The sequence below is a fragment of the Methylocaldum sp. genome, from assembly GCF_035627495.1.
In the GTDB taxonomy this organism is placed as follows: Bacteria; Pseudomonadota; Gammaproteobacteria; order Methylococcales; family Methylococcaceae; genus Methylocaldum.
Genome location: NZ_DASPLO010000175.1, coordinates 70,697 through 93,961 on the forward strand (window position 1 = coordinate 70,697; position 23,265 = coordinate 93,961).

General features: G+C 59.4%; 20 protein-coding genes. 14 read left to right on the forward strand and 6 right to left on the reverse strand.

Going from position 1 to position 23,265, the window contains the following annotated elements; translation table 11 throughout:
* Positions 1-10 precede the first annotated feature (10 nt).
* From VEB01_RS16110 to VEB01_RS16125, 4 genes are read left to right on the forward strand one after another with little or no spacing between them, the layout of a single operon-like run.
* Entirely contained in the window at positions 11-2,743 is a 2,733-nt protein-coding gene (locus VEB01_RS16110) for a cation-translocating P-type ATPase (protein ID WP_324877194.1), read from the forward strand.
* Entirely contained in the window at positions 2,740-3,975 is a 1,236-nt protein-coding gene (locus tag VEB01_RS16115; protein WP_324877196.1) for a TolC family protein, read from the forward strand. Before VEB01_RS16110 ends, VEB01_RS16115 begins: the two co-directional genes overlap by 4 nt.
* The gene (locus tag VEB01_RS16120; RefSeq protein ID WP_324877198.1) at positions 3,972-5,174 is read left to right on the forward strand and encodes an efflux RND transporter periplasmic adaptor subunit; all 1,203 of its coding nucleotides are present in this window, start codon (positions 3,972-3,974) and stop codon (positions 5,172-5,174) included. The genes VEB01_RS16115 and VEB01_RS16120 overlap by 4 nt, the downstream gene beginning before the upstream one ends.
* A 9-nt stretch (positions 5,175-5,183) precedes the next feature.
* Positions 5,184-5,798 (forward strand): cation efflux transmembrane domain-containing protein, encoded by a 615-nt coding sequence (locus tag VEB01_RS16125; RefSeq protein ID WP_324877200.1) that lies wholly within the window; start codon positions 5,184-5,186, stop codon positions 5,796-5,798.
* A gap of 74 nt (positions 5,799-5,872) precedes the next feature.
* On the opposite strand, the gene VEB01_RS16130 is transcribed toward VEB01_RS16125, so the two are convergent.
* Positions 5,873-6,484 carry a class I SAM-dependent methyltransferase gene (locus VEB01_RS16130; protein ID WP_324877202.1) on the reverse strand — a complete coding sequence of 204 codons (612 nt, stop codon included), beginning with the start codon at positions 6,482-6,484 and terminating at the stop codon, positions 5,873-5,875.
* Between the two features lie 30 nt (positions 6,485-6,514).
* Here VEB01_RS16130 and VEB01_RS16135 point away from each other — a divergent pair, with 30 nt between their 5' ends.
* A complete protein-coding gene (locus tag VEB01_RS16135; protein ID WP_324877203.1) occupies positions 6,515-9,652 on the forward strand; it encodes an efflux RND transporter permease subunit in 3,138 nt (1,045 codons plus the stop codon).
* Positions 9,653-9,856: 204 nt separating this feature from the next.
* Here the strand turns inward: VEB01_RS16135 and smbP are convergent, their stop codons facing one another.
* Complete coding sequence (gene smbP / locus VEB01_RS16140; protein ID WP_324877205.1) at positions 9,857-10,249, reverse strand: small metal-binding protein SmbP; 393 nt, start codon at positions 10,247-10,249, stop codon at positions 9,857-9,859.
* Positions 10,250-10,346: 97 nt separating this feature from the next.
* Positions 10,347-10,751, reverse strand: a complete 405-nt coding sequence (merR, locus tag VEB01_RS16145; RefSeq protein ID WP_414675494.1) for an Hg(II)-responsive transcriptional regulator — start codon at positions 10,749-10,751, stop codon at positions 10,347-10,349.
* Positions 10,752-10,817: 66 nt separating this feature from the next.
* Between merR and VEB01_RS16150 the strand changes: the two genes are divergently transcribed.
* From VEB01_RS16150 to VEB01_RS16170, 5 genes are all read left to right on the forward strand, one after another.
* Complete coding sequence (locus tag VEB01_RS16150; protein WP_324877207.1) at positions 10,818-11,159, forward strand: mercuric transporter MerT family protein; 342 nt, start codon at positions 10,818-10,820, stop codon at positions 11,157-11,159.
* A 5-nt stretch (positions 11,160-11,164) separates the two neighbouring features.
* Entirely contained in the window at positions 11,165-11,452 is a 288-nt protein-coding gene (gene merP / locus VEB01_RS16155; protein WP_324877209.1) for a mercury resistance system periplasmic binding protein MerP, read from the forward strand.
* Positions 11,449-11,670, forward strand: coding sequence for a GDCCVxC domain-containing (seleno)protein (locus VEB01_RS16160; RefSeq protein WP_324877211.1), 222 nt, complete (start codon positions 11,449-11,451; stop codon positions 11,668-11,670). Before merP ends, VEB01_RS16160 begins: the two co-directional genes overlap by 4 nt.
* A gap of 140 nt (positions 11,671-11,810) precedes the next feature.
* Entirely contained in the window at positions 11,811-14,060 is a 2,250-nt protein-coding gene (locus VEB01_RS16165; protein WP_324877213.1) for a copper-transporting P-type ATPase, read from the forward strand.
* 135 nt (positions 14,061-14,195) lie between these two features.
* Complete coding sequence (locus tag VEB01_RS16170; protein ID WP_324877215.1) at positions 14,196-15,023, forward strand: OBAP family protein; 828 nt, start codon at positions 14,196-14,198, stop codon at positions 15,021-15,023.
* 135 nt (positions 15,024-15,158) lie between these two features.
* On the opposite strand, the gene VEB01_RS16175 is transcribed toward VEB01_RS16170, so the two are convergent.
* Positions 15,159-15,758, reverse strand: coding sequence for an OmpA family protein (locus VEB01_RS16175; RefSeq protein ID WP_324877217.1), 600 nt, complete (start codon positions 15,756-15,758; stop codon positions 15,159-15,161).
* Positions 15,759-15,923: 165 nt separating this feature from the next.
* Entirely contained in the window at positions 15,924-16,739 is an 816-nt protein-coding gene (locus VEB01_RS16180) for a YiaD family glycine zipper/OmpA-like lipoprotein (RefSeq protein WP_324877219.1), read from the reverse strand.
* Between the two features lie 369 nt (positions 16,740-17,108).
* On the opposite strand from VEB01_RS16180, the gene VEB01_RS16185 reads away from it, so the two are divergent.
* Complete coding sequence (locus tag VEB01_RS16185; RefSeq protein ID WP_324877221.1) at positions 17,109-17,531, forward strand: glycine zipper family protein; 423 nt, start codon at positions 17,109-17,111, stop codon at positions 17,529-17,531.
* A gap of 77 nt (positions 17,532-17,608) precedes the next feature.
* Here VEB01_RS16185 and VEB01_RS16190 read toward each other — a convergent pair whose 3' ends face one another.
* Positions 17,609-18,676 (reverse strand): extracellular catalytic domain type 2 short-chain-length polyhydroxyalkanoate depolymerase, encoded by a 1,068-nt coding sequence (locus VEB01_RS16190; RefSeq protein WP_324877222.1) that lies wholly within the window; start codon positions 18,674-18,676, stop codon positions 17,609-17,611.
* A gap of 255 nt (positions 18,677-18,931) precedes the next feature.
* On the opposite strand from VEB01_RS16190, the gene VEB01_RS16195 reads away from it, so the two are divergent.
* From VEB01_RS16195 to VEB01_RS16205, 3 genes are all read left to right on the forward strand, one after another.
* On the forward strand, positions 18,932-19,384 hold the full coding sequence (locus tag VEB01_RS16195; RefSeq protein ID WP_324877224.1) for a hypothetical protein: 453 nt from the start codon (positions 18,932-18,934) through the stop codon (positions 19,382-19,384).
* A 150-nt stretch (positions 19,385-19,534) separates the two neighbouring features.
* Positions 19,535-21,223: an AAA family ATPase gene (locus tag VEB01_RS16200; protein WP_324877226.1), complete on the forward strand. Its 1,689-nt coding sequence runs from the start codon at positions 19,535-19,537 to the stop codon at positions 21,221-21,223.
* A gap of 16 nt (positions 21,224-21,239) precedes the next feature.
* Positions 21,240-22,166 (forward strand): general secretion pathway protein GspB, encoded by a 927-nt coding sequence (locus VEB01_RS16205; protein WP_324877228.1) that lies wholly within the window; start codon positions 21,240-21,242, stop codon positions 22,164-22,166.
* The last annotated feature ends 1,099 nt before the right edge of the window (positions 22,167-23,265 follow it).

The following is a 23,265-nucleotide window of genomic DNA, read 5'->3' on the forward strand; positions in this document are numbered from 1 at the left end:
AGGAGCCACCATGAGTTCAGTCAGTTTGTCAGCGACTAAGACTCAGACCTGGCACAACCAGCCGATCTCCGAGGTCGCCGGGCAATTGGCGACGGATATCGATGCTGGTTTGTCTTCCGAGGAAGTTTCGAAGCGCTTGGCTCGGCAGGGGCCGAACGAACTTCGCAAGGTCAAGGGGGTCTCCCTGCTGGCGCTTTTGCTGGGCCAGTTCAAGAGCCTCGTCATCTGGGTGTTGATCGGCGCGGCTCTCGCTTCCGTCGCGCTCGGTGAATTGGCCGACGGCATTGCCATTATTGCCATCGTGATTCTAAACGCGATCATCGGCTTTTTTCAGGAGTTTCGAGCCGAAAAGGCCGCCGCAGCACTGGCACATCTTGCCGCACCCAAGGCCCGCGTGATGCGTGGCGGGCATGCCACTGTGGTTACCGCCGCCGACATCGTGCGAGGTGATGTTCTGTTGCTGGAGGCGGGCGATCTGGTCGCGGCCGATGCCCGGCTGATCAAGACCGCAACGCTTCGCGCCAACGAAGCGCCGCTGACCGGCGAATCGGAACCCGTGGACAAATCGACGGGCGTCTGTCCCGTCGAAACGCCGCTCGCCGATCGCTACAACATGGTGTTTCTCGGCGCCAGCATCGTGGGCGGTTCCGGACGGGCTATCGTCGTCGAGACGGGTATGGACACCGAGGTCGGTCATATTGCTCGGTTGCTGCAAACGGCAGGCCGTGACGAAACCCCGCTACAGCATCGCCTGGACCGGGTCGGACGCCGCCTGCTTTGGATTTGCCTGGGCATCGTGGCCGTCGTCTTTGGCCTGGGATTGCTCCGTTCCAGCGAGCCATTCGAGTTATTCCTGGGCGCCGTGAGCTTGGTGGTGGCGGCGATCCCGGAAGGATTGCCGGCGGTGGTCACCGTGGCGCTTGCTCTCGGCGTGCAGCGCATGGCGAGGCGGAATGCCCTGGTTAGGCGTCTGCCTTCGGTCGAGACCTTGGGCTGCGCCCAGGTCATTTGCACGGACAAGACCGGCACGTTGACGGTAGGCGCCATGACGGTGCGGAAGATCGTCACTCGGGATCGTCTGTTCAGTGTAAGCGGCGAAGGCTACGTACCCGAGGGTTCATTCTTTTCCGATGGACGCGAGCGGCGGGATGACCCACTGCTGTTCGCCTTATTATGGGCAGCATCGGCCTGCAACGATGCGGAATTGATCGTCAAGGACGGACGCCCCGTAATAGTAGGTGATCCGACCGAGGGCGCATTGCTGGTCGCCGCCACGAAATGGGGCATCAATCTGGCTGCAATCGAGACCGAGATGCCTCGGTCCGCCACGTTGCCGTTCGATTCCGACCGCAAGCGCATGACTGTGATTCGGCGGTTTGAGGAGGAATTCCGTGCTTTCGTAAAAGGCGCTCCCGAAGTCGTTCTCGAACGCTGTACCTCCATACGCACCGAAAACGGCGTTAGACCCATGACCGCTGAAGACCGCGTGGCCATGGTCCGCTCCGCCGCTTTGTTGGCCCATGATGCCTTGCGGGTGTTGGCCATCGCCGAACGGCCGTTGCAAACCGCTGAAACAACATCCCTTCATGACTCCGAAATCGAACAGGAATTGACCTTGCTCGGACTGGTCGGTCTACAGGACCCGCCGCGCGCGGAAGCCCGCGAGGCGGTCGCCAAGTGCAAACGGGCCGGGATCAAGACCGTCATGATCACCGGCGACCATCCCGACACCGCCGGAGCCATCGCCCGCGAAATGGGGATTTTCGATAAGCAGGACGAGGTAGTCCAGGGCGCCGAACTGGAAAAGATGTCCGATGACGAACTTCGGGGACAGGTGCGGCGCACCGCGGTCTATGCCCGCGTCACCGCCGAGCACAAGCTGCGGATCGTGCGGGCTTGGAAGGAAACCGGCGCAGTCGTGGCAATGACCGGGGACGGCGTCAATGACGCCCCGGCGCTCAAGGAGGCCTCTATCGGCGTCGCCATGGGCATCACCGGCACCGAAGTGACCAAGGAAGCGGCCGATCTCATCATCACCGACGATAACTTCGCCTCTATCATCGCCGCTGTGGAGGAAGGCCGCGGCATCTACGACAACATTTCCAAGACGCTGGGTTACCTGCTCGCCGGCAATGCCGGCGAATTGACGGTCATGCTGGTCGCGGCGCTGGTGGACTGGCCGCTGCCGCTGTTGCCGCTGCATCTTCTCTGGATCAACCTGGTGACCGACGGACTGCCCGCGCTGGCGCTGGCGACCGATCCCATAGCCCCCGACGTGTTGACACGCCCGCCGCGCCGCCCCCAGGCCGAACTGCTTGATCGGGATTTCCTCATACTGACCTTGCTGACCGGCTTTCTGACGGCGAGTGTTTCCCTCGGCGCGTTTGCCTATGAATGGTATGTCGATGGCAATCCGGAACAGGCCCGCGACGCCGCCTTCACGGCCCTCGTGTTCGCTGAACTCTTGCGGTCTTTCGGCGCCCGCAGCAATACCCGAACCATTTGGCAGGTCGGGCTGTTTTCCAATTTGAAGCTGTTCCTGGTTGTCGCGATCAGTCTTTCATTCCAATATGGAATCCATCATATTCCGGCCTTGCAGAACCTGTTCGGCATAGAGCCGATCACGATGACTCAATGTCTGGCCTGGACTGGGCTGGGATTCATTCCTTTGGCTGTGCTCGAACTGAGAAAATTAATCCGCCGAATACCCAAATCTACCGCTGCCTCCGAGGAGAGGATATGAACGGTTTCCTTCTGATCCTCCTTCTTTTCTTGGGAGGCGAGGCTTTGGCGGAGCCGCCCGAAGAACTCACGGAAACAGGGCCGGGCGTGGCTCTCGACCAACTCGTACAGGAGGCACTGGACAACAATCCCGACATCCGCGCCAGCCTGCAACGCTTCGAAGCCGCCAAGGCCGTCATTCCGCAAGTGCAAACCCTGCCCGACCCCAAGGTGACCCTCGGATATAGAGACATCGCAGAGCAGCGGGAAGTGATGTACGGCCTGAGCCAGGAAATTCCGTTTCCCGGCAAGCTGGGACTCAGGGGTGAAATCGCCTCGCGTGAATCGGACCGCATGGAGCAGGATTATCTGGCGACACGGTTAACCGTCATCGCCAGGCTCAAGGAGGCTTTCTACGATTTGCACTTCGTGCACGATTCGATTGCGGTACTCGGCAAAACCAAACGGCTGCTCCAGGATTTCGAGCAAACCGCGAATGCCCGCTATGGTGTAGGCCAGGCGGCCCAGCAAGATGTTTTGCGGGCGCAGACCGAGATTTCCCGCTTGTTGGCTCGGCTTGCTTCGCTGGAACAGAGAAAGCTTTCTCTCCATGCGGATATCAACCGAATTCTGAACCGCCTGCCTGCCGACCCGATGAACGCCCCGGAGGAGATCCGGTTTACCCCCATGCGCCACTCGCTTGCCGCGCTGAATGCACGGCTGGATCAGGTCTCCCCCTTTCTGCGGGGCGAGCAAAAAAACCTGGAGCGAGGCAACCGGGCGATCGCCCTGGCCAGGCGGGAATATTATCCGGACTTCGAACTCAATGCCTTGGGGTTGCGCGACCGGAAAATGGGAATGGATGGCTATCAGGTCATGCTGAACGTCAAAGTTCCCCTCTATTACGCCACCAAGCAGCGCGAGGGGGTGCGCGAGGCGGTGGCCAGCCGCGAGGCGGTGTTCCAGGATCTTCAGGCGCTGCGACAGGAGTTGCTGGCCCGAATCAGGGATGACGTGGCCCAAGCCGGGCGCGCCGAACAGCTCGTCAAACTGCTACGAGACGCCATTATTCCCCAGTCGCGCCTGACCTTGGCTTCCGCCCAAGCGAGTTACATAGTCGGCAAGGTGGATTTTCTCACCCTGCTCAACAGCCTCTTGACCTTGCAGGAAAACGAACTGGAATACCACAGCGAATTGGCCGAGCACGAAAAAGCTTTGGCCCGCCTGGAAGGACTCATCGGAGAAACACCATGACCCCACGAATCCGAGATGGGCTCATAGGCATTCTGCTGGGTATAGTCCTGACCCTGGCGTTCCTTCTGTTCTTCCGATCCGTCCCGCCGAAGCCGACGGAGACGCCTCGACAGCCATCCGTCCCCATGGCGGAGACTTCGGCAGATAGCGAAGCGGACCACCAAAAGCACGCCGAGCCTTCCAATAATACGATGGTGATCAGCCCGGAACGTTTGCAGTCCATCGGGGTGAAATTCGAACCCGTCGAGCGGCGGGCCATGGAGCGGACGATCCGGACGGTCGGCCGGGTGGAGGTCGACGAACGGCAGCTCGCCCGCGTGACCATCAAGCTGGAGGGCTGGATCGACCGGCTGTTTGTCAATTACACGGGAGAGCGGGTCAAGCAGGGTCAGATGCTTTTCACGCTCTACAGTCCGGAACTCTTGGCCACCCAGGAGGAATACCTGATCGCCTGGCGAGCCCGCCGGACCTTGGGCGACAGCGAATTTCCCGAAGTCGCCTCGGGTGCGAAAGCCCTGCTGGAGGCCTCGCGCCGGCGGCTGCTCCTCTGGGACATCGAGGAAAGCCACATCCGGGATCTGGAGCGGACCGGCGAGGTGCTGAAAACGCTGCCCATTCACGCCCCGCAGAGCGGCACCGTGATCAACAAGATGGCCGTAGTGGGATTGCAAACGAAGCCCGGCGACGAGTTGTATACCATCGCCGACCTGTCCCGCATCTGGGTCATCGGGGACATTTACGAATACGAGTTACCCCTCGTCGCGATAGGCCAGACCGCCATTGTGTCGCTGTCCTATGCGCCGGATGTATCGCTTAACGCACGTATCGGATTCATTTATCCGACCGTCGATCCGGAAACGCGCACCGGTAAGGTCCGGTTCGAGCTGGACAATCCTGGCGAACGGCTCAAGCCCGGCATGTACGCCAACGTGGAACTCAGGATTCCGCTGGGTCAGCGGTTGGTCGTACCAAAAGATGCGGTGCTGGAATCGGGAGAGCGGCAGATCGTCTTCATTCATAAGGGTGGAGGCCGGCTCGAATGGCGTAACGCCAAGATCGGCCTGCGCAGCGGGGACCGGGTCGAAGTGCTGGAAGGACTCACCGAAGGCGAGCACGTGGTGATCTCGGCGAACTTTTTGATCGACTCCGAGAGTCAGTTGAAGGCAGCTGTGGGGGGTATGGCGGGGATGAAACATTGAGGTACGCATATGAGCGGTTGTTGCGATCACGGTTGTTCTTTAGATCGGCTACGCGAACGACAGCGCGGAACACTACGGATCGTTCTCGGTATTAACGCCGTGATGTTTTTTGTCATCGTTGCTGCCGCATTTTATGGCAAATCATCAGCCCTGTTATCCGACAGCCTTGATAATCTCGGAGACGCGTTGACCTACGGCCTCAGTCTTTATGCAGTTTCGAGAGGCTCTGTCACCAAAGCTAGAGTGGCTCTGTTTAAAGGCGGGCTCATTTTTCTCGCGGCTTCCGCTGTGATTGCTCAAATCGTGTCCAAACTGGTGGCGCCAACCGTCCCTGTCTTCGAGGTTATGGGCGTGTTCAGTCTTCTAGGTCTTGCCGCCAACTCCCTTTGCCTCTTCCTTCTATGGCGCCATCGCCATGAAGACGTAAATATGAGTTCGGTATGGGAGTGTTCGCGAAACGACATCGCGTCAAATCTGTCCGTCTTTGTCGCAGCCGGCGCGGTCTGGGTCACCGGTTCGGGCTGGCCCGATATTGTCGTTGCGTCCTGTCTTGTGCTGCTTTTAATGCGTTCCGCTATCGGCGTCATGGCTGCTGCAAGGGCAGAGCTTCATGCGGCAACCTAATGTTACTTCGGGCCTTCATATTGGATCAGTAGTAGGTCGGGCATGTGCTCATGCCCGACCTATCTGGCTGGCATTCAATCCGTTCCCGAGCGTATCCCGTCGGAGATCGGATGCGCACTGAAGCGTTTTAGCACATGAACGGCCTCGCGTTCGTGGGGATCAATCCGAAAGCCCGCCTCTTCGACCATCGCCTCGGTCCGTCGATTCGGACGGCAGCCGCCACTGAGGGCAGTCCAAAGCGGCTGGACGCGGTCCTGGAGCCAGGCCCTAAATGGCCGGCTGGAGCGCACGTGCTCCAGCATCCGGAGTTGTCCTTCGCTACGGAGGACCCGGCGAATTTCGCGGAGTCCCTGCACAGGGTCGTCCACACTACAGAAGACGAGACTGCTGACCACGGTATCGAAGGCGCCTTCCCGGAAAGGTAAAGCCTCCACCCGAGCGGCAACGAGCGGGACATGTGGAGCCCGCCGCCGGGCGCGCGCCAGCGACTCCAAGTCAGGGTCCAACCCGATCACGTCTACGCCGGGAGGATAGAGCGGCAAATTACGGCCAGTACCGCAACCCACTTCCAGGACACACCCGCCGGCGGTGTGTGCCAGCGCGCGGCGCCAGTGCGCGAGTCCCAGCGCGTCAGCCAGACTCATGACACTGTCGTATAGCCAAGGGATATGTTCTATACCGCGCATATACCAAACTCCTAAAAGGGGGGACTACCCGTGGTTGAAAAACTCATCGAATTTTGCGCCAAGAACCGCCTCATCGTGTTCCTGATGGTCTTCGGCTCCGCCTCCGCGGGCCTGTGGTGCCTGAAAAACACCCCCGTCGACGCACTGCCGGACCTCTCCGATACCCAGGTCATCGTCTACACGACCTGGATGGGACGCTCTCCGGACCTGGTGGAAGATCAGATCACCTATCCCATCATCACAGCCCTGCTGTCGGCGCCCAATGTGACGGTCGTGCGGGGATTTTCGGATTTCGGCTATTCCTACGTCTATGTCCTGTTCAAGGACGGCACCGACATCTATTGGGCGCGCTCCCGCGTGCTGGAATACCTCAACCAGTTGGCCGGCAAACTGCCGGAAGGCGTGACGCCGCAGCTCGGACCGGACGCCACGGCGGTGGGCTGGGTGTTCCAGTATGCTCTGGTGGATACGACCGGACAGCAGGACCTGGCTTCCCTGCGTTCCTTCCAGGACTGGTATCTGCGTTACTGGCTCCGCGCCGTGGACGGCGTTGCCGAGGTGGCCAGCGTGGGCGGCTTCGTGCGCCAGTATCAGATCAATCTCGATCCCACCAAGGTGCTGGCTTACCGGCTCAACCTGAACGAGATCATCGACAAGGTGCGGATGAGCAACCTCGACGTGGGCGGACGGGTGGTGGAGTTCTCCGGAGTGGAATACATGATCCGGGGACGCGGGTATATCAAATCCACCGCCGATATCGAGCAAATTGCGGTGGGCGTGACCCCGAATGGCACGCCGATTCTGCTGCGCGAGGTCGCCACAGTCGGTTTGGGGCCGGACATGCGGCGCGGACTCGCGGAACTGGATGGCCGGGGCGAAGCGGTGGGCGGCGTGGTCGTCATGCGCTATGGGGAGGACGCCCCCGCCGTCATCGAGCGGGTCAAGGCCAAGCTCAGGGACATCGAGCCTTCCCTGCCCAAGGGCGTCAAGATCGTCACCGCCTACGACCGCAGCGATCTGATCCGCGAATCCATCGCCACCGCCAACGAAAACCTGGCGGAAGAACTGATCGTCACCGGCGTGCTGATCGTCGCTTTCCTTCTGCACATCCGCTCCGCGCTCATTCCCATTATCACCTTGCCTTTGGCGGTGCTGATCGCCTTCATTCCCATGTATTTCTTCGGCGTGGGCATGAACATCATGAGCATCGGCGGCATTATTCTCGCCATCGGCGATATGGTGGACGCTCCCATCGTCATCGTGGACAACGCCCACAAACGCCTTGAGGAATGGGAGCGGGACGGCCGGCCGGGCGACCGGTTGCAGGTGCTGATCGACTCGGCCAAGGAAGTGGGGCCGGCGATCTTCGCCTCGGTGCTGGTCATCGCCATTTCCTTCATCCCGGTTTTCGTCCTGGAAGCGCAGGAAGGCCGTATGTTCAAGCCTCTGGCCTGGACCACCAACTTAGGAATCGCCGTTACCGCGGCACTGACGGTCACGCTGGTTCCGGCCTGTTTGCCGGGCCTGATGCGGGGCCGGATCGTTCCCGAACTGCGCCACCCCGTGACCCGCCTGTTGCGGCGGTTGTACGCGCCGGTTTTGGCCTTGGCCTTGCGCCACCGGGCCGGTCTGGTGGCGCTGTCTTTGCTGCTGTTGGCCAGCATCGCCGTGCCGTTTCAGCGCATGGGTTCGGAATTCATGCCGCCGCTATACGAAGGCACCATCCTTTATATGCCCACCACCTTGCCGGGCATTTCCGTGACCGAGGCAGGCAAACTGTTGCAGCAAATGGACCAAAAGCTCAAGGCATTTCCGGAGGTGGAGCGGGTGTTCGGCAAATCCGGCCGCGCCGAAACCTCCACCGATTCGGCGCCGTTTTCCATGATGGAGGTGGTAGTGGAACTGAAGCCCAAGGAACACTGGCGGGAAGGCCTAACCTACGAAGACCTAATCGCCGAGATGGATCGGGCCTTGCAGTTTCCGGGGGTGACCAACGCCTGGACCATGCCGATCAAGGCGCGCCTCGACATGCTGACCACCGGCGTGCGTACACCGGTCGGAATCAAGATCTTCGGCCCGGATCTCAACACCATCGAGAGCATCGGCAAGAGCATCGAGATGATCGCCCAGGAAGTCCCCGGCACGCGCAGTGTCTACGCCGAACGGGTGGCGGGCGGCTATTTTCTGGATTTCGCCATTAAGCGCGAGGAAATCGCACGCTTTGGGCTAACCGTCATGGACGTGGGCAAGATCATCGAGTCGGCCATCGGCGGCGAGAGCATCACCACCACGGTCGAAGGGCGCGAGCGCTATCCGGTCAACCTCCGCTATCTCCGCGAGTTGCGCGACGATTTGGACAAGCTGGGTCGGGTGTTGGTCAGTACGCCGAACGGTGCCCAAGTGCCGCTGGCGCAACTGGCGGACCTTCGCATGATCAGCGGGCCGTCCATGATCCGGGACGAGGACGGCATGCTGTCCGGGTATGTCTACGTGGACATGGCCGGGCGCGATGTGGGAGGTTATGTGGAGGACTTGAAGCGGGCCGTGCAGGGAAAGGTCGAACTGCCCGCCGGCTATACCATCGCCTGGTCGGGCCAGTACGAATTCATGCAGCGGGTCAAGGAGCGGCTGAAGTTGGCGGTCCCGCTGACCGTCGCCATCATCTTCGTGCTGTATTACTTCACCTTCCGCTCCACGGCCGAAACCGTCGTTGTCATGCTGGGCCTGCCCATGTCGCTGGTAGGCGCCGTGTGGCTACTGTTCCTGCTGGACTACAATCTCAGCATCGCGGTGTGGGTGGGGATTATCACCGTGATCGGCACGGCGGCCGAAACCAGCGCCGTGATGCTGGCCTATCTGGACGAAGCCTGCCGCCGCCGCCAAGCGGAGGGCGGATTGCGCAGCCTGGCCGATCTGATCGAAACCGTCCATAACGGCGCGCTGGAGCATATCCGGCCCATGGCGATGATCGGCCTGGTGGACATCGTCGGGCTGTTGCCCGTCATGTGGGCGAGCGGCACCGGCGCGGACGTGATGAAGCGCCTGGCCGCACCCCAAATCGGCGGGGTCTTTTCGGCCATGCTGCTGACGCTGCTGGTCATTCCAGCGGTTTACGTGATCTGGCGCTGGCACGCGGATGTGGGGCATCGGACGGAAATGGAAAAGTGATCATTCGCAGGCTTCTATATTTTTTACTGCCTTCGACGATTAGTTCTTTCCGGATACCGCGATTCTGAACCGGCGCATCGGGAGATAAAAAGCCCTCGGCTTCGGAGCCGAGGGCTTGAATGCAGGCGAATTTAAAACGGGGTATCTTCGTTTTAGCCGGACAGTACTAAACCGTCGAGATACGTAAAACTCATGGTGAGTCGATTATTCCGCCTGTTTTTTTTCCTCAAGATGAGTTGCAGCTTTGTCCGCTGCTTCCCCTGCTTCCTTGGCATGATCTTTTTTAGCATGGCCCTTGGCTTTTTTTATCTCGCTGAAAGCCTTCGTGTCATGCTCGGCTTTTGGGTTTTCTCCCGTGACGGCTTTCGAGGGCTGAGCATAGGGATGCTCTTTATTTTCCTCAATCGCGTGTTGTTGCGCTTCCTCCGTGTGTTTTGCAGCACCTTCCGCATCCCCTTTCTTACCGCTTTCTACGGCCTGATCCAGATGCTCCGTGGCTTCTTTCGCATGCTTTTCTGCATAAACTGCGGCGGAGACCCCGAACAGCGAAAAGGCCCCGGCCAATATTACCGAGATAACAGGTTTTCTTACGTACATATATCGAATTTCCTAGTAGTTATTAATTAGTTTTTCTTTCAATCTGTGCTTTATTGTGCATTGACGAAAATGGTAGCACGAACGAGCAAAAAGACGTTTACAAACCTCTGTTCAGTGCTGCAATGATGGAACAAAAAGCTTGATCGTTGTTTTCCGTGCAATGCTCAACCAAATCGGCAAGCGTTCGCTCCATACCCTGCAGACTCTCGATCCGCTCGCGGATCGCGGCGAGTTTTCTTAAAGCAATCTCACGCGCTTCCCGGCAGTGGCGGCCATCTTCGAGACTCAATAAGTCCGCGATTTCGGCAAGCGAAAAGCCGAGCTTTTGGGCTTCCTTGATGAAGCGCACCCGCAAAACGTCATTTTCGGTATAGCGCCGAATGCCGCTTAAAGGCTTTTCCGGTTCGGCCAGCAAGCCGCGCCGCTGGTAGAAGCGAACGGTCTCGACATTCACCCCCGCTTTTTTTCCTAAGGCGCCAATCGTGAAATTTTCTTGCATCATGGTCTTGACTCCGTACTTGGGTACGGAGCTTATAGTACGTTTTCCGTCATAACTTGTTCTATTGCCATGAACCAGAAACAAGCCTTGATTTCGGGCGTGCTTGCGGGTATCGGCGCGAGCTTGTGCTGTGTGGCGCCGCTGGTCTTGCTGGGTCTCGGTATCGGCGGGGCCTGGGTGGCAAACCTGACCCTCTTCGAGCCGGTCCGGCCGGTGTTTCTCCTGTTGACCCTCTTTTTCCTCGGCCTGGCCTTCCGCAAGCTCTACCTGGCTCCCCCGGCATGTGATCCCGGCAAGCCCTGCGCGGAAGGCGCAACCCTGAAGAGGCGCCGCATCGTCTTTTGGCTGGTGGCCGTTCCTTTGCTGGGTCTGGTGGCGTTCCCGTGGTACGCCCCGCTCTTATTGAGGTGAGCATCATGAAAACCTTCGTTTCTTTCATTTTACTGTTTAGCCTTGTGGCCGGCACAGCTCTGGCCGCACCGCGCATTGCGACGCTCGAAGTGCAAAACATGACGTGTCCGGTGTGCCCCATTACGGTCAAGAAAGTGCTTGAGCGCGTGACCGGCGTGCAACAGGTCTCCATCGATTACGAGCATAAACGCGCCACCGTACATTTCGACGACGCCGCGACTTCGGCGGATACGCTCACCGAAGCGACCAAGGCCGCCGGTTATCCGTCCACCCTCAAGGAGATCGCGCCATGACGGGCGTCATTTCGGAATCGACTCTGACCTGCCCGGAGTGCGGGCATGCGGAAACCGAATCGATGCCGGCCGATGCCTGCCAGTATTTCTATGAGTGCAAAGCTTGCGGCGTGCTGCTCAAGCCGAAGCCCGGCGATTGCTGCGTATTCTGCTCCTATGGAACGGTGAAATGTCCGCCCGTACAGCAGGAGTCGGATTGCTGCGGCCGATCATCGTGATCCGAACGGATACTCCGGACGACTGAAGCGGCCGGCCGGTTTTTTATCGTATATGAACGTGCGTTTCACGGGCGCAGTCTCAGAATATAGAGTGAAACATCTGGACGAGGCTCTTCTCAGAACCCGAGGATAACCTGCAAATGACCATGCAATTCGCCAGCCGAACGGACTCAGCCCTATACACCTGCCCCATGCATCCCGAAATCCGGCAGCCGCAGCCGGGCCAATGTCCCAAATGCGGCATGGCGCTCGAAAGGGCGGGAGAACCCGCCGGGCCCGCCCGGACCGAATACGTCTGCCCGATGCATCCCGAGATCGTTCGCGACCGTCCCGGCAACTGCCCGATCTGCGGAATGGCCTTGGAACCGCGGCAGGTCGAGATGGAAGAGGAAAACCTCGAGCTCAAGGCGATGTCCCGGCGGTTTTGGGTGAGCGCCGCCTTGTCGCTGCCGCTGCTGGCCTTGGTGATGCTGCACGATATGGCGCCGGCCCTGATGCCGGAGCAGCTCACGGTGCGAAGACTGCAATGGCTCGAACTGATTTTGGCCACGCCGGTGGTGCTCTGGGCCGGAGCGCCGTTTTTCCAGCGCGGCTGGCAGTCGGTGGTCAACCGCCATCTCAATATGTTCAGCCTCATCGCGCTCGGCGTCGGCATGGCCTGGGTTTACAGCGTCGTGGCCGTTCTCGTTCCGCGAATCTTTCCGCCCGCCATGCTCACGGAAGAGGGTACGGCGGCGGTTTACTTCGAGGCGGCGGCGGTCATCACCGCCTTGGTGCTGCTGGGACAGGTGCTGGAGCTTCGAGCCCGGACCCGAACCGGCGCCGCGATCAAAGCCCTGCTGGGGCTGGCGCCCAAGACCGCGCGCCTGGTGCGGGAGGATGGCAGCGAGGTGGACGTCGCGCTCGGTCAAATCGAAGTCGGGAATGTGTTGCGTGTGCGTCCCGGGGAGAAAATCCCCGTCGACGGCATTCTGGTGGAAGGTTCGAGCGCCGTGGACGAATCGATGGTGACCGGCGAATCCCTCCCCGTCGAGAAAACCGCCGGAGCCCGGCTGATCGGCGCTACGGTAAACGGCACCGGCAGCCTTTTGATGCGGGCGGAACGGGTGGGCAGCGATACCCTGCTGGCGCAGATCGTCCACATGGTGAGCGAGGCCCAGCGCAGCCGGGCCCCGATCCAGAGATTGGCCGATGTCGTCGCCGGGTATTTCGTGCCGGCGGTCATCATGGTCGCCATTCTCACCTTTATCGCCTGGTCGCTGTGGGGCCCCGAACCCCGATTGGCCTATGCCATCGTCAATGCCGTTGCCGTCCTGATCATCGCTTGCCCGTGTGCGTTGGGACTCGCCACTCCGATGTCCATCATGGTCGGAGTGGGCCGAGGTGCGGTCGAGGGAGTGCTCATCAAGAATGCCGAAGCCTTGGAACTTCTGGAAAAGATCGACGCGCTGGTGGTCGACAAAACCGGCACGCTGACCGTAGGCAAGCCGCGTCTGATGTCGGTCGTTCCCATGGCAGGCTTTTCGGCGAGCGAGCTATTGCGCCTGGCCGCCAGCCTGGAGCGAGCCAGCGAACACCCGTTGGCCGAGTCCCTGGTAAAAGGCGCCCAAGATCAGGGTCTCCGCCTGGCCGAGGTCGGTGAGTTCCAGTCGATGACCGGTTTGGGCGTGATCGGGCGGATCGAAGACCGGAAAGTGGCCGTCGGCAACGCCAAGCTGATGAGCGAACTCGGCGTTAATCTTGATTGGGATCAGGCCGATGCGCTTCGGCAGGATGGGCAAACCGTGATGTTTGTGACCGTCGACGATCGGCCGGCCGGGTTGATCGGTGTCGCCGACCCCATTAAGGCCTCAACTCCCGAAGCGATCGAGGCTTTGCACAAAGAAAGCATCGATGTCGTCATGGCCACCGGCGACAACCGCACCACCGCCCAGGCCGTGGCCGGCCGGCTCGGGATCGATCGAATAGAAGCGGAAATGCTCCCCGAGCAAAAGGTCGATATCGTCAAACGACTGCAAACGGAGGGCCGACAAGTCGCCATGGCCGGCGACGGGATCAACGATGCGCCGGCCTTGGCCTTGGCGCAGGTCGGCATCGCCATGGGCGCCGGCACCGATGTGGCCATGGAGAGCGCGGACGTAACGCTGGTGAAAGGCGATCTGCGCGGCATCGTCAAAGCCTACCGGCTGAGCCGGGGGACCATGCGCAACATTCGGCAGAACCTGTTTTTCGCCTTCATCTATAACGCATTGGGCGTTCCCGTAGCGGCCGGCGTGCTGTACCCATTCTTCGGATTGTTGTTGTCCCCGATGATCGCCGCGGCAGCCATGAGCCTGAGTTCGGTCTCGGTGGTCGCCAACGCCCTCCGGCTGCGCCGAATGCAGTTGTGACGGAAATCAAGCCACTCGGCTGACCGCCCCCGACCGAATCATGACTTTAGGTAGATTCGCTTATTGTTGCCATCCGGTTTAAGAAGGAACAATCCAGGCGGGGTCGTCGTCCATGGATTTTTCGGAAGGAACGTTATGGAAAAACTGGCATCGGGCAACGCTAAATGCATACTCGCAACGCTGGGACTCTTAGCCGTGGTATCGGGCTGCGGGGGCATGAAGAAAAAGAACCCCGGCGTACAGCCCGAAGGCCGGGGAAAAACCACGAAGACCCAAGTGCTCGAAACCGGGGCCGCAATGCTGCAAAGCCAATCGCCCCTGCGCCCGATGGATATCTATCTATCGGGTTTCCATGTTGCGAAAAGGAATCCGTCCCATCAGATGGAAGCGCACCACTATTGTCACCAGGTCAACGAGGACTTTGCCCAGTGCGTGCTGTTCGACGGCAACACCACCCAAGCCAACCTCATCGGAATCGAATACATCATCTCGGAAACGCTGTTCGAGTCTCTGCCTCTCCAAGAGAAAAGATACTGGCACCCCCACAATTACGAGATCCTTTCCGGCCAGCTCACCGCGCCGGGAATACCCGAAACAGCCGAAAAGGCGCTCATGAGAGGAAAAATGAACAGCTACGGCAAGACCTGGCATGTATGGAACTCGGCGCCGTTCGGAAGACATGGCGATAAGATGCCTTTGGGCGCTCCCATCCTCGAATGGTCGTTCAATCGCGACGGCGAGGCGCTGCCGGGCTTGATCGAAGAACGGGACCGGCGGATGAGAACCGATGTCGCCCAAGATCGGCTCAACCGGAAAGACCTTGTCCCCTTGGCCAAACCCCAGACCGGCGTAACCGTTTTGAAAAAGAAGTTCTCCGGGCCGACCAAGTCCATCCCGGGGGTAATGGACAAGAACAGCAAGCGGTCCCAAAATCCGCAACCGGTCAGCCGATTCTCGGATTAGCATTGACGACTATGAATCAGACCTCGGCGTAAGAAGCGAATCGCGTACGGAAACACGCGCCATCCGAGATCATTTATTCGTCAGCCGTTCCGGTTTCACCACCCTTCAGCCTAAAGCCATCCAGCGAAGATAACTCTATTCGCCTCCCGACGGCGGATAAGTCCGTGGAGTAGGCGAATTGTCAGCAGGCGGACGTTCCGAAGGCTGAGTGCCCACGTCTTGACGGATCACGATCGCCAGTTCCGCGCGGCGGTTTTCCGCCCGGCTGGCCTCATCGGTGCTCGAGAACTTCGGCGCTCGCTCGCCCATGCCCTGCTGCGAGATGCGGGCGGCATTGATCCCGTTGGCAACCAGGTAGCTGGCTACGCTCCCGGCGCGTTGCTTGGAAAGCCGCTGGTTGCCGCTGTCCGACCCGACATCGTCGGCATGCCCGGTGACGTTGACGGTGGACTCGGGATTCTGGTTTAGAACCGACGCCACCGATTTCAGAGCGCTTTGCGCTTGAGGCGTCAAACTGGCCGAACCGGACGGAAAGGAGACATTCAGATTGAGGGTATTTTTCGCGGTGCGTTGCACGTCTATACCGGCCTCTTCCAATGCCAGACGCATCGCCCGCCCCTGGCGGTCCACATCCATGACTGTACCTCGAGGACGCTTCTCGCCTGTTTGCGGATCGGTCGCACAGCCCGCCAACAACGCCGAGCACAAACTCACCACAAGCCATCGCCTATTCATAATAACCTCCTGTCATCTTCCTATTCGATGGATCGTCAGACATCACCATTATCTGTCGGCCGTTCCGGTGTCTCGCTCTCTTCGGCGCTACGCCGGCCAACTCGCTTGTCTCCGATTCCCGCTCATCCATGGTGGGACTAACGATTCAATTAACGGCCCCGTTCCTCAGCGGGGATAGCTATACCCGCCGCCCGAAGGAGGATAAGTCCTTGGCGTGACTGGGCTGTCCGAGGGCGGATAACCACCGGCGGGCGGGTAGCCGCCGGATGGCGGACGCCCCGACGGAGGGTAATTCCCTTGCGGCGGAGCGCTGCCGGGCTGAGCGCCCACATTTTGATTGGCTACGATCGCCAGTTCCACGCGGCGGTTTTGTGCTCGGTTGCCCTCGTCAGTATTGGGGAATTTCGGCATTCGCTCGCCCATACCCTGCTGGGAAATACGGGCGGTATTGACCCCGCCTGAGATCAGGTAGCCGGCCACGCTCCCGGCGCGTTGCTCGGAAAGCCGTTGGTTGTAACTGTCCGACCCGATATCGTCGGTATGCCCGGTCACGTTGATGGTAGATTCGGGGTATTGGTTCAGAACCGACGCCACCGAGTTCAAAGCGCTTTGCGCTTGAGGCGTCAGAGTGGCCGAATCGAATGCAAAGGTAATATTGCTGGGCATGTTCAGATTGAGGGTGTTTTCCGCGGTGCGTTGCACGTCTATGCCGGTGCCCTGCAACGACTCACGCATCGCCCGCTCCTGGCGGTCCATGTAAGCTCCGACAGCCGCACCCACGGCGCCACCGGCTAATGCGCCCCAACCGGCATTTGCGGCATCGTTGCCGCCGAACAATGTGCCGGCGCCCGCGCCGACCGCCGCGCCGATACCGGCGCCTTTACCCAAGTTGCTTATTCGCCTCTCGCCCGTATACGGATCGGTCGTGCAGCCTGATAGCAGCGCTACGCATACACCAGCTAAAAGCCACCGCCTGTTCATAAGACGCTCCCGTCACCTTCATCAAGGTCCTGCTTCAATATCCATTCGCCTGCAACGACCTGTCGAGCCTATCTACTCCTCGGCAAACCCGCCGTAATCGACCGGCAAAAAATAACTTCTCCACCCGACATCCGTTTCGATGGACTACATTGTCAGACATCCCCAAGCGTTCTTAGTGCCCGGCACAAGACCGGAAACGATCATCGGCACCTATAAATGCCGGCGCATAGTCTCGACGTCGGATTGGCGGACCTTGAGAAAAAAAGGAATTAAGTGCCGAAAATAATGTCTTGAGCTAAAGATGAAAGGCAGGAAGAAACGCGGAGTGTAACCGCAAGGCACGCCATGCCTGATCACGGAGAACTTTGTATGAAACCCGCCGTTGCATTGATCGTATTCGCGTTTGTAATCGGATTGGGCGGTTGCGCCACTGCGAGACCGGTGCTTTACCCGAACGAGCATCTTCAGAATGTAGGCCAGGGCGCCGCCGACCAGGACATCGCCGAGTGCAAGTCCTTGGCTAAAACGGCCGGGGCCGATTCTCGCCAGACCGGCGCCGGCCGGGCCGCCAGAAACACTCTCGGAGGCGCTGCCATGGGCGCGGCGACCGGCGCGGTCGGCGGAGCCGTGGTCGGATCGGCCGGCGCCGGCTCTGCCATCGGCGCCGCGAGCGGCGCGACGGCGGGACTGATTCGATCCATGTTCGGCCGATCGGGGCCGGATCCCGCTTATCAGTCGTTTGTAAACCGATGCTTGCAGGAGCGCGGTTACGACGTCGTCGGTTGGGACTGATCGCCGTACTCTCCCATTCCGAAATCGATTCTTTCGAGTAATGTTTTTCGCACGGCTCGGCAGCGAGTCGCGGATCATCACGGTTTCGTTTCCGCCAGCCGATCGAGCATGCCCCGGATCGCCTTGATCTGGACTCCGTCCTTGGTGTGGTAATCGGCGCTGTCGTACCCCCACCAGTCCCAGCAAGCATTGGGATTCCACACGACATTCAAAGTCCAGTACGGCCAACTCAAACCGTAGCGGGCGGTCGTTTGCGGATAGAGGACGATCAAATCATTGGTATCGGCCCAGCGGTTGTAGCCCGCCTGCCGGTAAAAAGCATCGTCGACTTTATCCTCGTTCTGCAAACAGCCGTGGAGGGCGACATGCACCCGGCAACGCTTCGAAGTGCAAGCCTCCGGGATGTATGCCGTGCCCGAATCGCTCAGGCTGTGATCATGAGCCTTCCGGTCGGGGAGGAATTCGTTCTGATCGAACACGACGAAGCGCCCCGTTGGCTCGGCAGCGGGCGGGGTCAGCGGCCCATAGATATGGGCCAGTAGCGCTCCGGCTGCGTCGTAGTCGCAATCATTGATAAACGGAGGCCCCGTATAGGCACAGGCGGCTCCATCCGTTTCCGTGACCATAGCATGCCCCGCATTCAGGTCTTTTTTGTAAATAATTCCGCCATCGTCCACATAAGAATGGTAATAGCGTAGCAAGGCATCCATTACCGGTTGCTCGACGACCGAGTCTGCAGTACCGGAAAACAGCCATACCCGGTCATCCTGCAGTTGAACGGGATCATCGATAGCACCGGACTGCGCGAGCTGATCGGTGACGGACTTGAGATGCGTCACATCGGGTACGGGATGGGCGGCATCGGGTTTCATGCAGTTCCTTGTGGCCTTATCGACGCTGTTCTCGGCGCAGTAATAGGGTCCGCCGGCAATGACCCCGGCGCCGCGGACGATCCCGGAATGGGCGACATGGAACTGCACCGCCAGATAAGCGCCCGAGGAAATGCCCGAGACCGAAGTCTGCGCAAGATCGACGCCGTAGGCCGGAAGACGCTCCGCTTCGGCGCGGGCATCGACACTCGGCATGGCGAGCCCAGCGGCTAAGGCGACGCCGGCTGTGTTTCGCAAAAATCTGAAATCGTCCATGATGCTCTCCCTGTGTTCGCGTTAGGTGGCTGTCCATAGCAAGCTAATCTTCACGACGCGGCGATCAACGAAACTTTACCGCACGATGCACCGTGTCTTATACGACACCTATGAGCGCGATTTTTTCCCGGGTTCCGCTTTTATACGCGGTTTGAACCGAGGGTTGACCCTATATTTGTGAGTTACTCATTAATGTTAATTTGTGGCTCCGGGTGATATGATTTCGCCGTAAATGAGTAACTAATGGGTTCATGTATGCGCGGACTCAAACCCGAAAAACACGTAGCTGCACTGACTTACTTGCAGCGCATGCTCAAGGAACCGGACAGAACACAGGAAATATTAGTAACTCACGAAGCAGGCGCCGCCGAACAGCTCGATCTCTGTTCGGACGTGCAGCAATTAAACGGGTGGATCGAACGCCACTTGAACGACACGGGCTGGAAACGCTTGCAGAACGCCCTGAACCAGCGCCAATGCTCAACGAATTTGCAACGGATGAGCCTCAAGAAGAGCACCTACACCGCCTTGGCCAAGCTGGCCAAAGAGCAGCGGATGACGCTCAACGAGACCGTTGAGCACCTCCTGGAATTACATGGCGCCAAGTCATTAGTTACTAATCCTCCGACAAGCACACCGGAACCCGACGAAGTCACCGAAGAGATGCTGGTCTGGATGATGGCCCGATCTTCGGGGTTTGAGCCTTGATCGAACGAATGGCAAAGGGCGTAAGATCAAGTTTTTGAGAGAAGAAACCTTTTTGAGCCCATAAACTTGACAGCCCCCTTCGACGCAATGGTATCGTCGGCTCAGGCTTGACGTCGAAATAGCACCGCGAGGAGTCTCTCCCTCACCATCATGTACGCGCCGTATTTTCATCTCAGCGAACCTCCCTTTTCCATCGCCCCAAACCCGCGCTATCTCTATCTGAGCCCCCAACACCAAGAGGCGCTGGCCCATCTCTTGTACGGGATCAGCGTAGGCGGGAGATTCGTCGTGCTGACGGGCGAAGTCGGCACCGGAAAAACGACCTTATGCCGATGTCTCCTGGACCAGTTGCCCGAGGACGTCGACGTCGCGCTAATTTTCAACCCCAGGCTAAACCCTCGGGAACTGCTCGCCAGCATTTGCGACGAACTGCACATCGTTTACCCCGAGGCCCGGGCGAGCCTGAAGCAGCTCATCGATTTGTTGAATCGGCATCTTCTCGAAACCCACGCCCGCGGGCGGCGAACCATCGTCCTGATCGACGAGGCGCAGAACCTCAGCTTCGAAGTGCTGGAACAGATTCGACTGCTCACCAATCTCGAAACGAATCAGGCCAAACTGCTGCAAATCATCCTCGTCGGCCAGCCCGAACTGGGCACCATGTTAGCTCAGCCGGACTTGCGGCAACTTTCGCAACGGATTTCCGCGCGCTATCACCTACGTCCGCTGAGTGTCCGGGAAACGATGGCCTATATCCGGCATCGTCTGGCCGTCAGCGGCACCAAGGATCGGCTGTTCAGCCGGATGGCCGTCGGTGAAATCCATCGCAGATCGGGGGGGATTCCGCGTCTGATCAATCTCATCTGCGACCGGGCATTGCTGGGCGCTTACACCCTTGGAAAAAACAGCGCCGGCTATGCCATTGCGCGGAAGGCCGCCAACGAACTGATGCCGAAAGGCAGCGTCGGACATTCCATACGACCTTCACCCATCACACCTCTTGGTCTTCTGGCCGTGCTCGCCGTTTGCGGATCGGTCTATGCTGGCTTTGCCTTCCTGCCCAACTCGGTCGCCATGCCCCGTCAATTGTCCGCTCTGTTGGATCCGCTCATGGCACGCGATCGGCCCATCGACCAGCCGAAACCGGATGCTCCGATCCCTTTGGCGCCGTCAGCCACGCCGCAAAATGCCCTGGAGCCCCCGAAACCCGCCGCAACGCCTGATCCGGAGCAGGCGTTTGCCAAACTGATCGTCGACCCTGGCCTGACCCGTGACAAGGCTTTTGCCCGCCTCCTGTCCTTGTGGCGGATCGAGCCGCCCGACGAGACCACCAAGATCTGCCAATTTGCCGAACGGAAAGGGCTGCGTTGTCTCTCGACCACCGGCAATTGGTTTCAACTGCGAACGCTCGATCACCCGGCCGTGCTGGAATTCACGGCGCCTGACGGCGGAAAGCGTTATGCAACCCTGGTCGGCATTCGCGACGACAAGATCGAACTGAGTTTTGGCGAACAAAACCATGCCTTTTACTTGGCGGACATTCTGCCGTTTTGGGGGGGCGGCTCCACCTTGCTCTGGAAACCACCCAACGGCGACGCCGCGCCACTTAATGCGGGCAACAAGAGCGATACCGTGAAGTGGTTGAGGCAGATGCTGCGCGCATCGGCTCAAGACGGAGCCGACGACTATTTCGATGCGAATCTAAAGGCCCGGGTGATCGCATTTCAGGTAGAGCACGGATTGGCTCCGGACGGTGTCGCGGGTCCCTATACCATGATTTATCTCGCCAAAAGAGCCGGCGACCCTGGCGTGCCAAGGCTAGCCCCAGGTTCTCCATAAAACCGGAACAGCATCGATGTCCTACATTCTCGAAGCACTCCGAAAATCGGAACGCGAACGGCAAGCGGGTCAAGCCGCGCCGCTCGCTCCTGTCCAAGTCGATCCAGCGCCGCCGCGGCATCGCGGGCTGGCCTGGATGGCAGCGCTCCTCATCGTGCTTAACGGTGCCGTCCTGGGCTATCTTTGGCTCACCCGATGGGGGAAAAGCGAACCGCCGGCGCAGCCCATCATGGCGGATACGGCTAAAAAAGCCGTTGAAACCGACAAGGTGGAAAGCGCTGCCGCATCCGGCGCCACGGCAGCACAATCGGATTCCGCCCCGGCGACCTTAAGCTCGCCGGAAATCCAACCTCCAGAAAAAGAGGAGCCTCCGGCGCTCGTACAAGTTGAACAGCCGCCGGTAGCGCAGCGCCCTAAGGAAAAGGCCGACGACACCGCCGATCAATCGGTTGCACTACCAACGATGTCCAAACCCAAATCCGCGCCGCCCGAAAAAGCGGAACGCCTTTCGGCGCAGACTACCGACAAACGGCTCGACAAGCCGGCGGAGAAAAGCGGGGCGCTTCCTCGGCAAACGAAACCTGTCGATCATCGGGAACCCGCGATCGAACCCGCTACGGGCGAAGAAGCTATTCCCCCTGTCGCATTCCGGGCTCCCGCAGGCGCACCGGAACCCCGCGACCCGCCGCCCCAGGATCTCGCGGACAAACCCGCCATTCCGTTTCTCCATGCCATGCCCGTCGATTTTCAGCAGCGGATGGCGCCCATCACGATCAACGTATTCGCCTACTCCGAGCAGCCCGAAGAGCGTTTTGCGATCATCGACATGAAGAAATACCGGGTAGGTGACCGCATCCAAGGCGGCGCGGAACTCTTGGAGATCCGTTCCGACAGCCTCGTGCTGCAATCGGAAGGGCGTAAATTCCGCATTCCACGGCCGTGAACACTTGGCGAGCCTAAAAGGACTGATTCGTCCGATGTCGCTAAGAAGCTGTCTTGAAACGTCACGAGGGATGTCGGGACAAGGCGCGGAAGGGTGACCCGGAGCGCGGGATACGCAAAGGGAACAGCCGCAGGCTGGCCCGCAGGGCGAGTCCCACGGATGGGGCGCGTAATAACCGGCGTGTACCGAGGCGTACATGACCATTTCGCCAGGAGAGAAATGGGACCGCGGCGGCGCGCCGTAGTTCGAAGACAGCTTCTAAGAGGCTCTGAACAGACCCGTTCGCACTGAGCGTCGCACGATAGCGCAGAGTCGAAGGGCTCAACACAAACGGTTTCTATCTTTTTTGATCGAGCCGTCCGTCGTGGACGGTACGAGCGGGATGTCTTGATCAATCCTGCGCATCTCAACTTTCCCCCATCGAGCATTCGGCGCCCGAACCGGTGATTTGGGATCAGCGATTGTTCACCGCCGGCGAACGATAAAATGGATACGGCAAAGACTTTCGGGCAGGCGCGTCGAAACGGTCGCCGGCGCTCGGGGTTGGCTCATTGGAACGGCAAGCTTGGATGCCTCCAAAGATTACTCTGGCTGGTGAACCTACGATTTAGCTTGAACAACAAGCCTCCCTTCCGGAAACACCTACAATTAAAACGGCGATGTGGACTGGAACCCTAGGGAAGACCACTCAAGCTTAAGAGTAGCCTCGTTTCCACGTCTCCTACGCAGGAATATCGGCCGGGACTTTCCGGGATCGTGTGACGAGAAAAAAGCTTACTCATAACAAAGGTGCGCCGATGCAACGATTTTTCCCCTTCGCGGTAAATTCGGCTTTTGTCTTGACAATATTTCTGCTTTTTCTGCCGGGCATGGGGTGCAGCCGCACCAGCGGATTCCCCGATAAGCTGCACATCCTTTCGCTGCTTGAAAACCGCGATTTCGATTCACTCGACCGCTTACTAGTGTCCTGTCCCATTAATACGTAGCATAAATCTTGCTTAATTTCTGGGTGTCTTTAGATTTGAGGAGATACCCAATGAAAAACGGCCGCCCGAAAGCCGAACTGGTCATCACACCCGCTGAACGCGAACAACTGGAG

What these genes read in the sequence shown, in the direction of transcription:
- VEB01_RS16110 (WP_324877194.1), top strand. Translation starts at nt 11, where the DNA reads ATGAGTTCAGTCAGTTTGTCAGCGACTAAGACTCAGACCTGGCACAAC.
- VEB01_RS16115 (WP_324877196.1), top strand. Translation starts at nt 2,740, where the DNA reads ATGAACGGTTTCCTTCTGATCCTCCTTCTTTTCTTGGGAGGCGAGGCT.
- VEB01_RS16120 (WP_324877198.1), top strand. Translation starts at nt 3,972, where the DNA reads ATGACCCCACGAATCCGAGATGGGCTCATAGGCATTCTGCTGGGTATA.
- VEB01_RS16125 (WP_324877200.1), top strand. Translation starts at nt 5,184, where the DNA reads ATGAGCGGTTGTTGCGATCACGGTTGTTCTTTAGATCGGCTACGCGAA.
- VEB01_RS16130 (WP_324877202.1), bottom strand. Translation starts at nt 6,484, where the DNA reads ATGCGCGGTATAGAACATATCCCTTGGCTATACGACAGTGTCATGAGT.
- smbP (WP_324877205.1), bottom strand. Translation starts at nt 10,249, where the DNA reads ATGTACGTAAGAAAACCTGTTATCTCGGTAATATTGGCCGGGGCCTTT.
- merR (WP_414675494.1), bottom strand. Translation starts at nt 10,751, where the DNA reads ATGATGCAAGAAAATTTCACGATTGGCGCCTTAGGAAAAAAAGCGGGG.
- VEB01_RS16150 (WP_324877207.1), top strand. Translation starts at nt 10,818, where the DNA reads ATGAACCAGAAACAAGCCTTGATTTCGGGCGTGCTTGCGGGTATCGGC.
- merP (WP_324877209.1), top strand. Translation starts at nt 11,165, where the DNA reads ATGAAAACCTTCGTTTCTTTCATTTTACTGTTTAGCCTTGTGGCCGGC.
- VEB01_RS16160 (WP_324877211.1), top strand. Translation starts at nt 11,449, where the DNA reads ATGACGGGCGTCATTTCGGAATCGACTCTGACCTGCCCGGAGTGCGGG.
- VEB01_RS16165 (WP_324877213.1), top strand. Translation starts at nt 11,811, where the DNA reads ATGACCATGCAATTCGCCAGCCGAACGGACTCAGCCCTATACACCTGC.
- VEB01_RS16170 (WP_324877215.1), top strand. Translation starts at nt 14,196, where the DNA reads ATGGAAAAACTGGCATCGGGCAACGCTAAATGCATACTCGCAACGCTG.
- VEB01_RS16175 (WP_324877217.1), bottom strand. Translation starts at nt 15,758, where the DNA reads ATGAATAGGCGATGGCTTGTGGTGAGTTTGTGCTCGGCGTTGTTGGCG.
- VEB01_RS16180 (WP_324877219.1), bottom strand. Translation starts at nt 16,739, where the DNA reads ATGAACAGGCGGTGGCTTTTAGCTGGTGTATGCGTAGCGCTGCTATCA.
- VEB01_RS16185 (WP_324877221.1), top strand. Translation starts at nt 17,109, where the DNA reads ATGAAACCCGCCGTTGCATTGATCGTATTCGCGTTTGTAATCGGATTG.
- VEB01_RS16190 (WP_324877222.1), bottom strand. Translation starts at nt 18,676, where the DNA reads ATGGACGATTTCAGATTTTTGCGAAACACAGCCGGCGTCGCCTTAGCC.
- VEB01_RS16195 (WP_324877224.1), top strand. Translation starts at nt 18,932, where the DNA reads ATGCGCGGACTCAAACCCGAAAAACACGTAGCTGCACTGACTTACTTG.
- VEB01_RS16200 (WP_324877226.1), top strand. Translation starts at nt 19,535, where the DNA reads ATGTACGCGCCGTATTTTCATCTCAGCGAACCTCCCTTTTCCATCGCC.
- VEB01_RS16205 (WP_324877228.1), top strand. Translation starts at nt 21,240, where the DNA reads ATGTCCTACATTCTCGAAGCACTCCGAAAATCGGAACGCGAACGGCAA.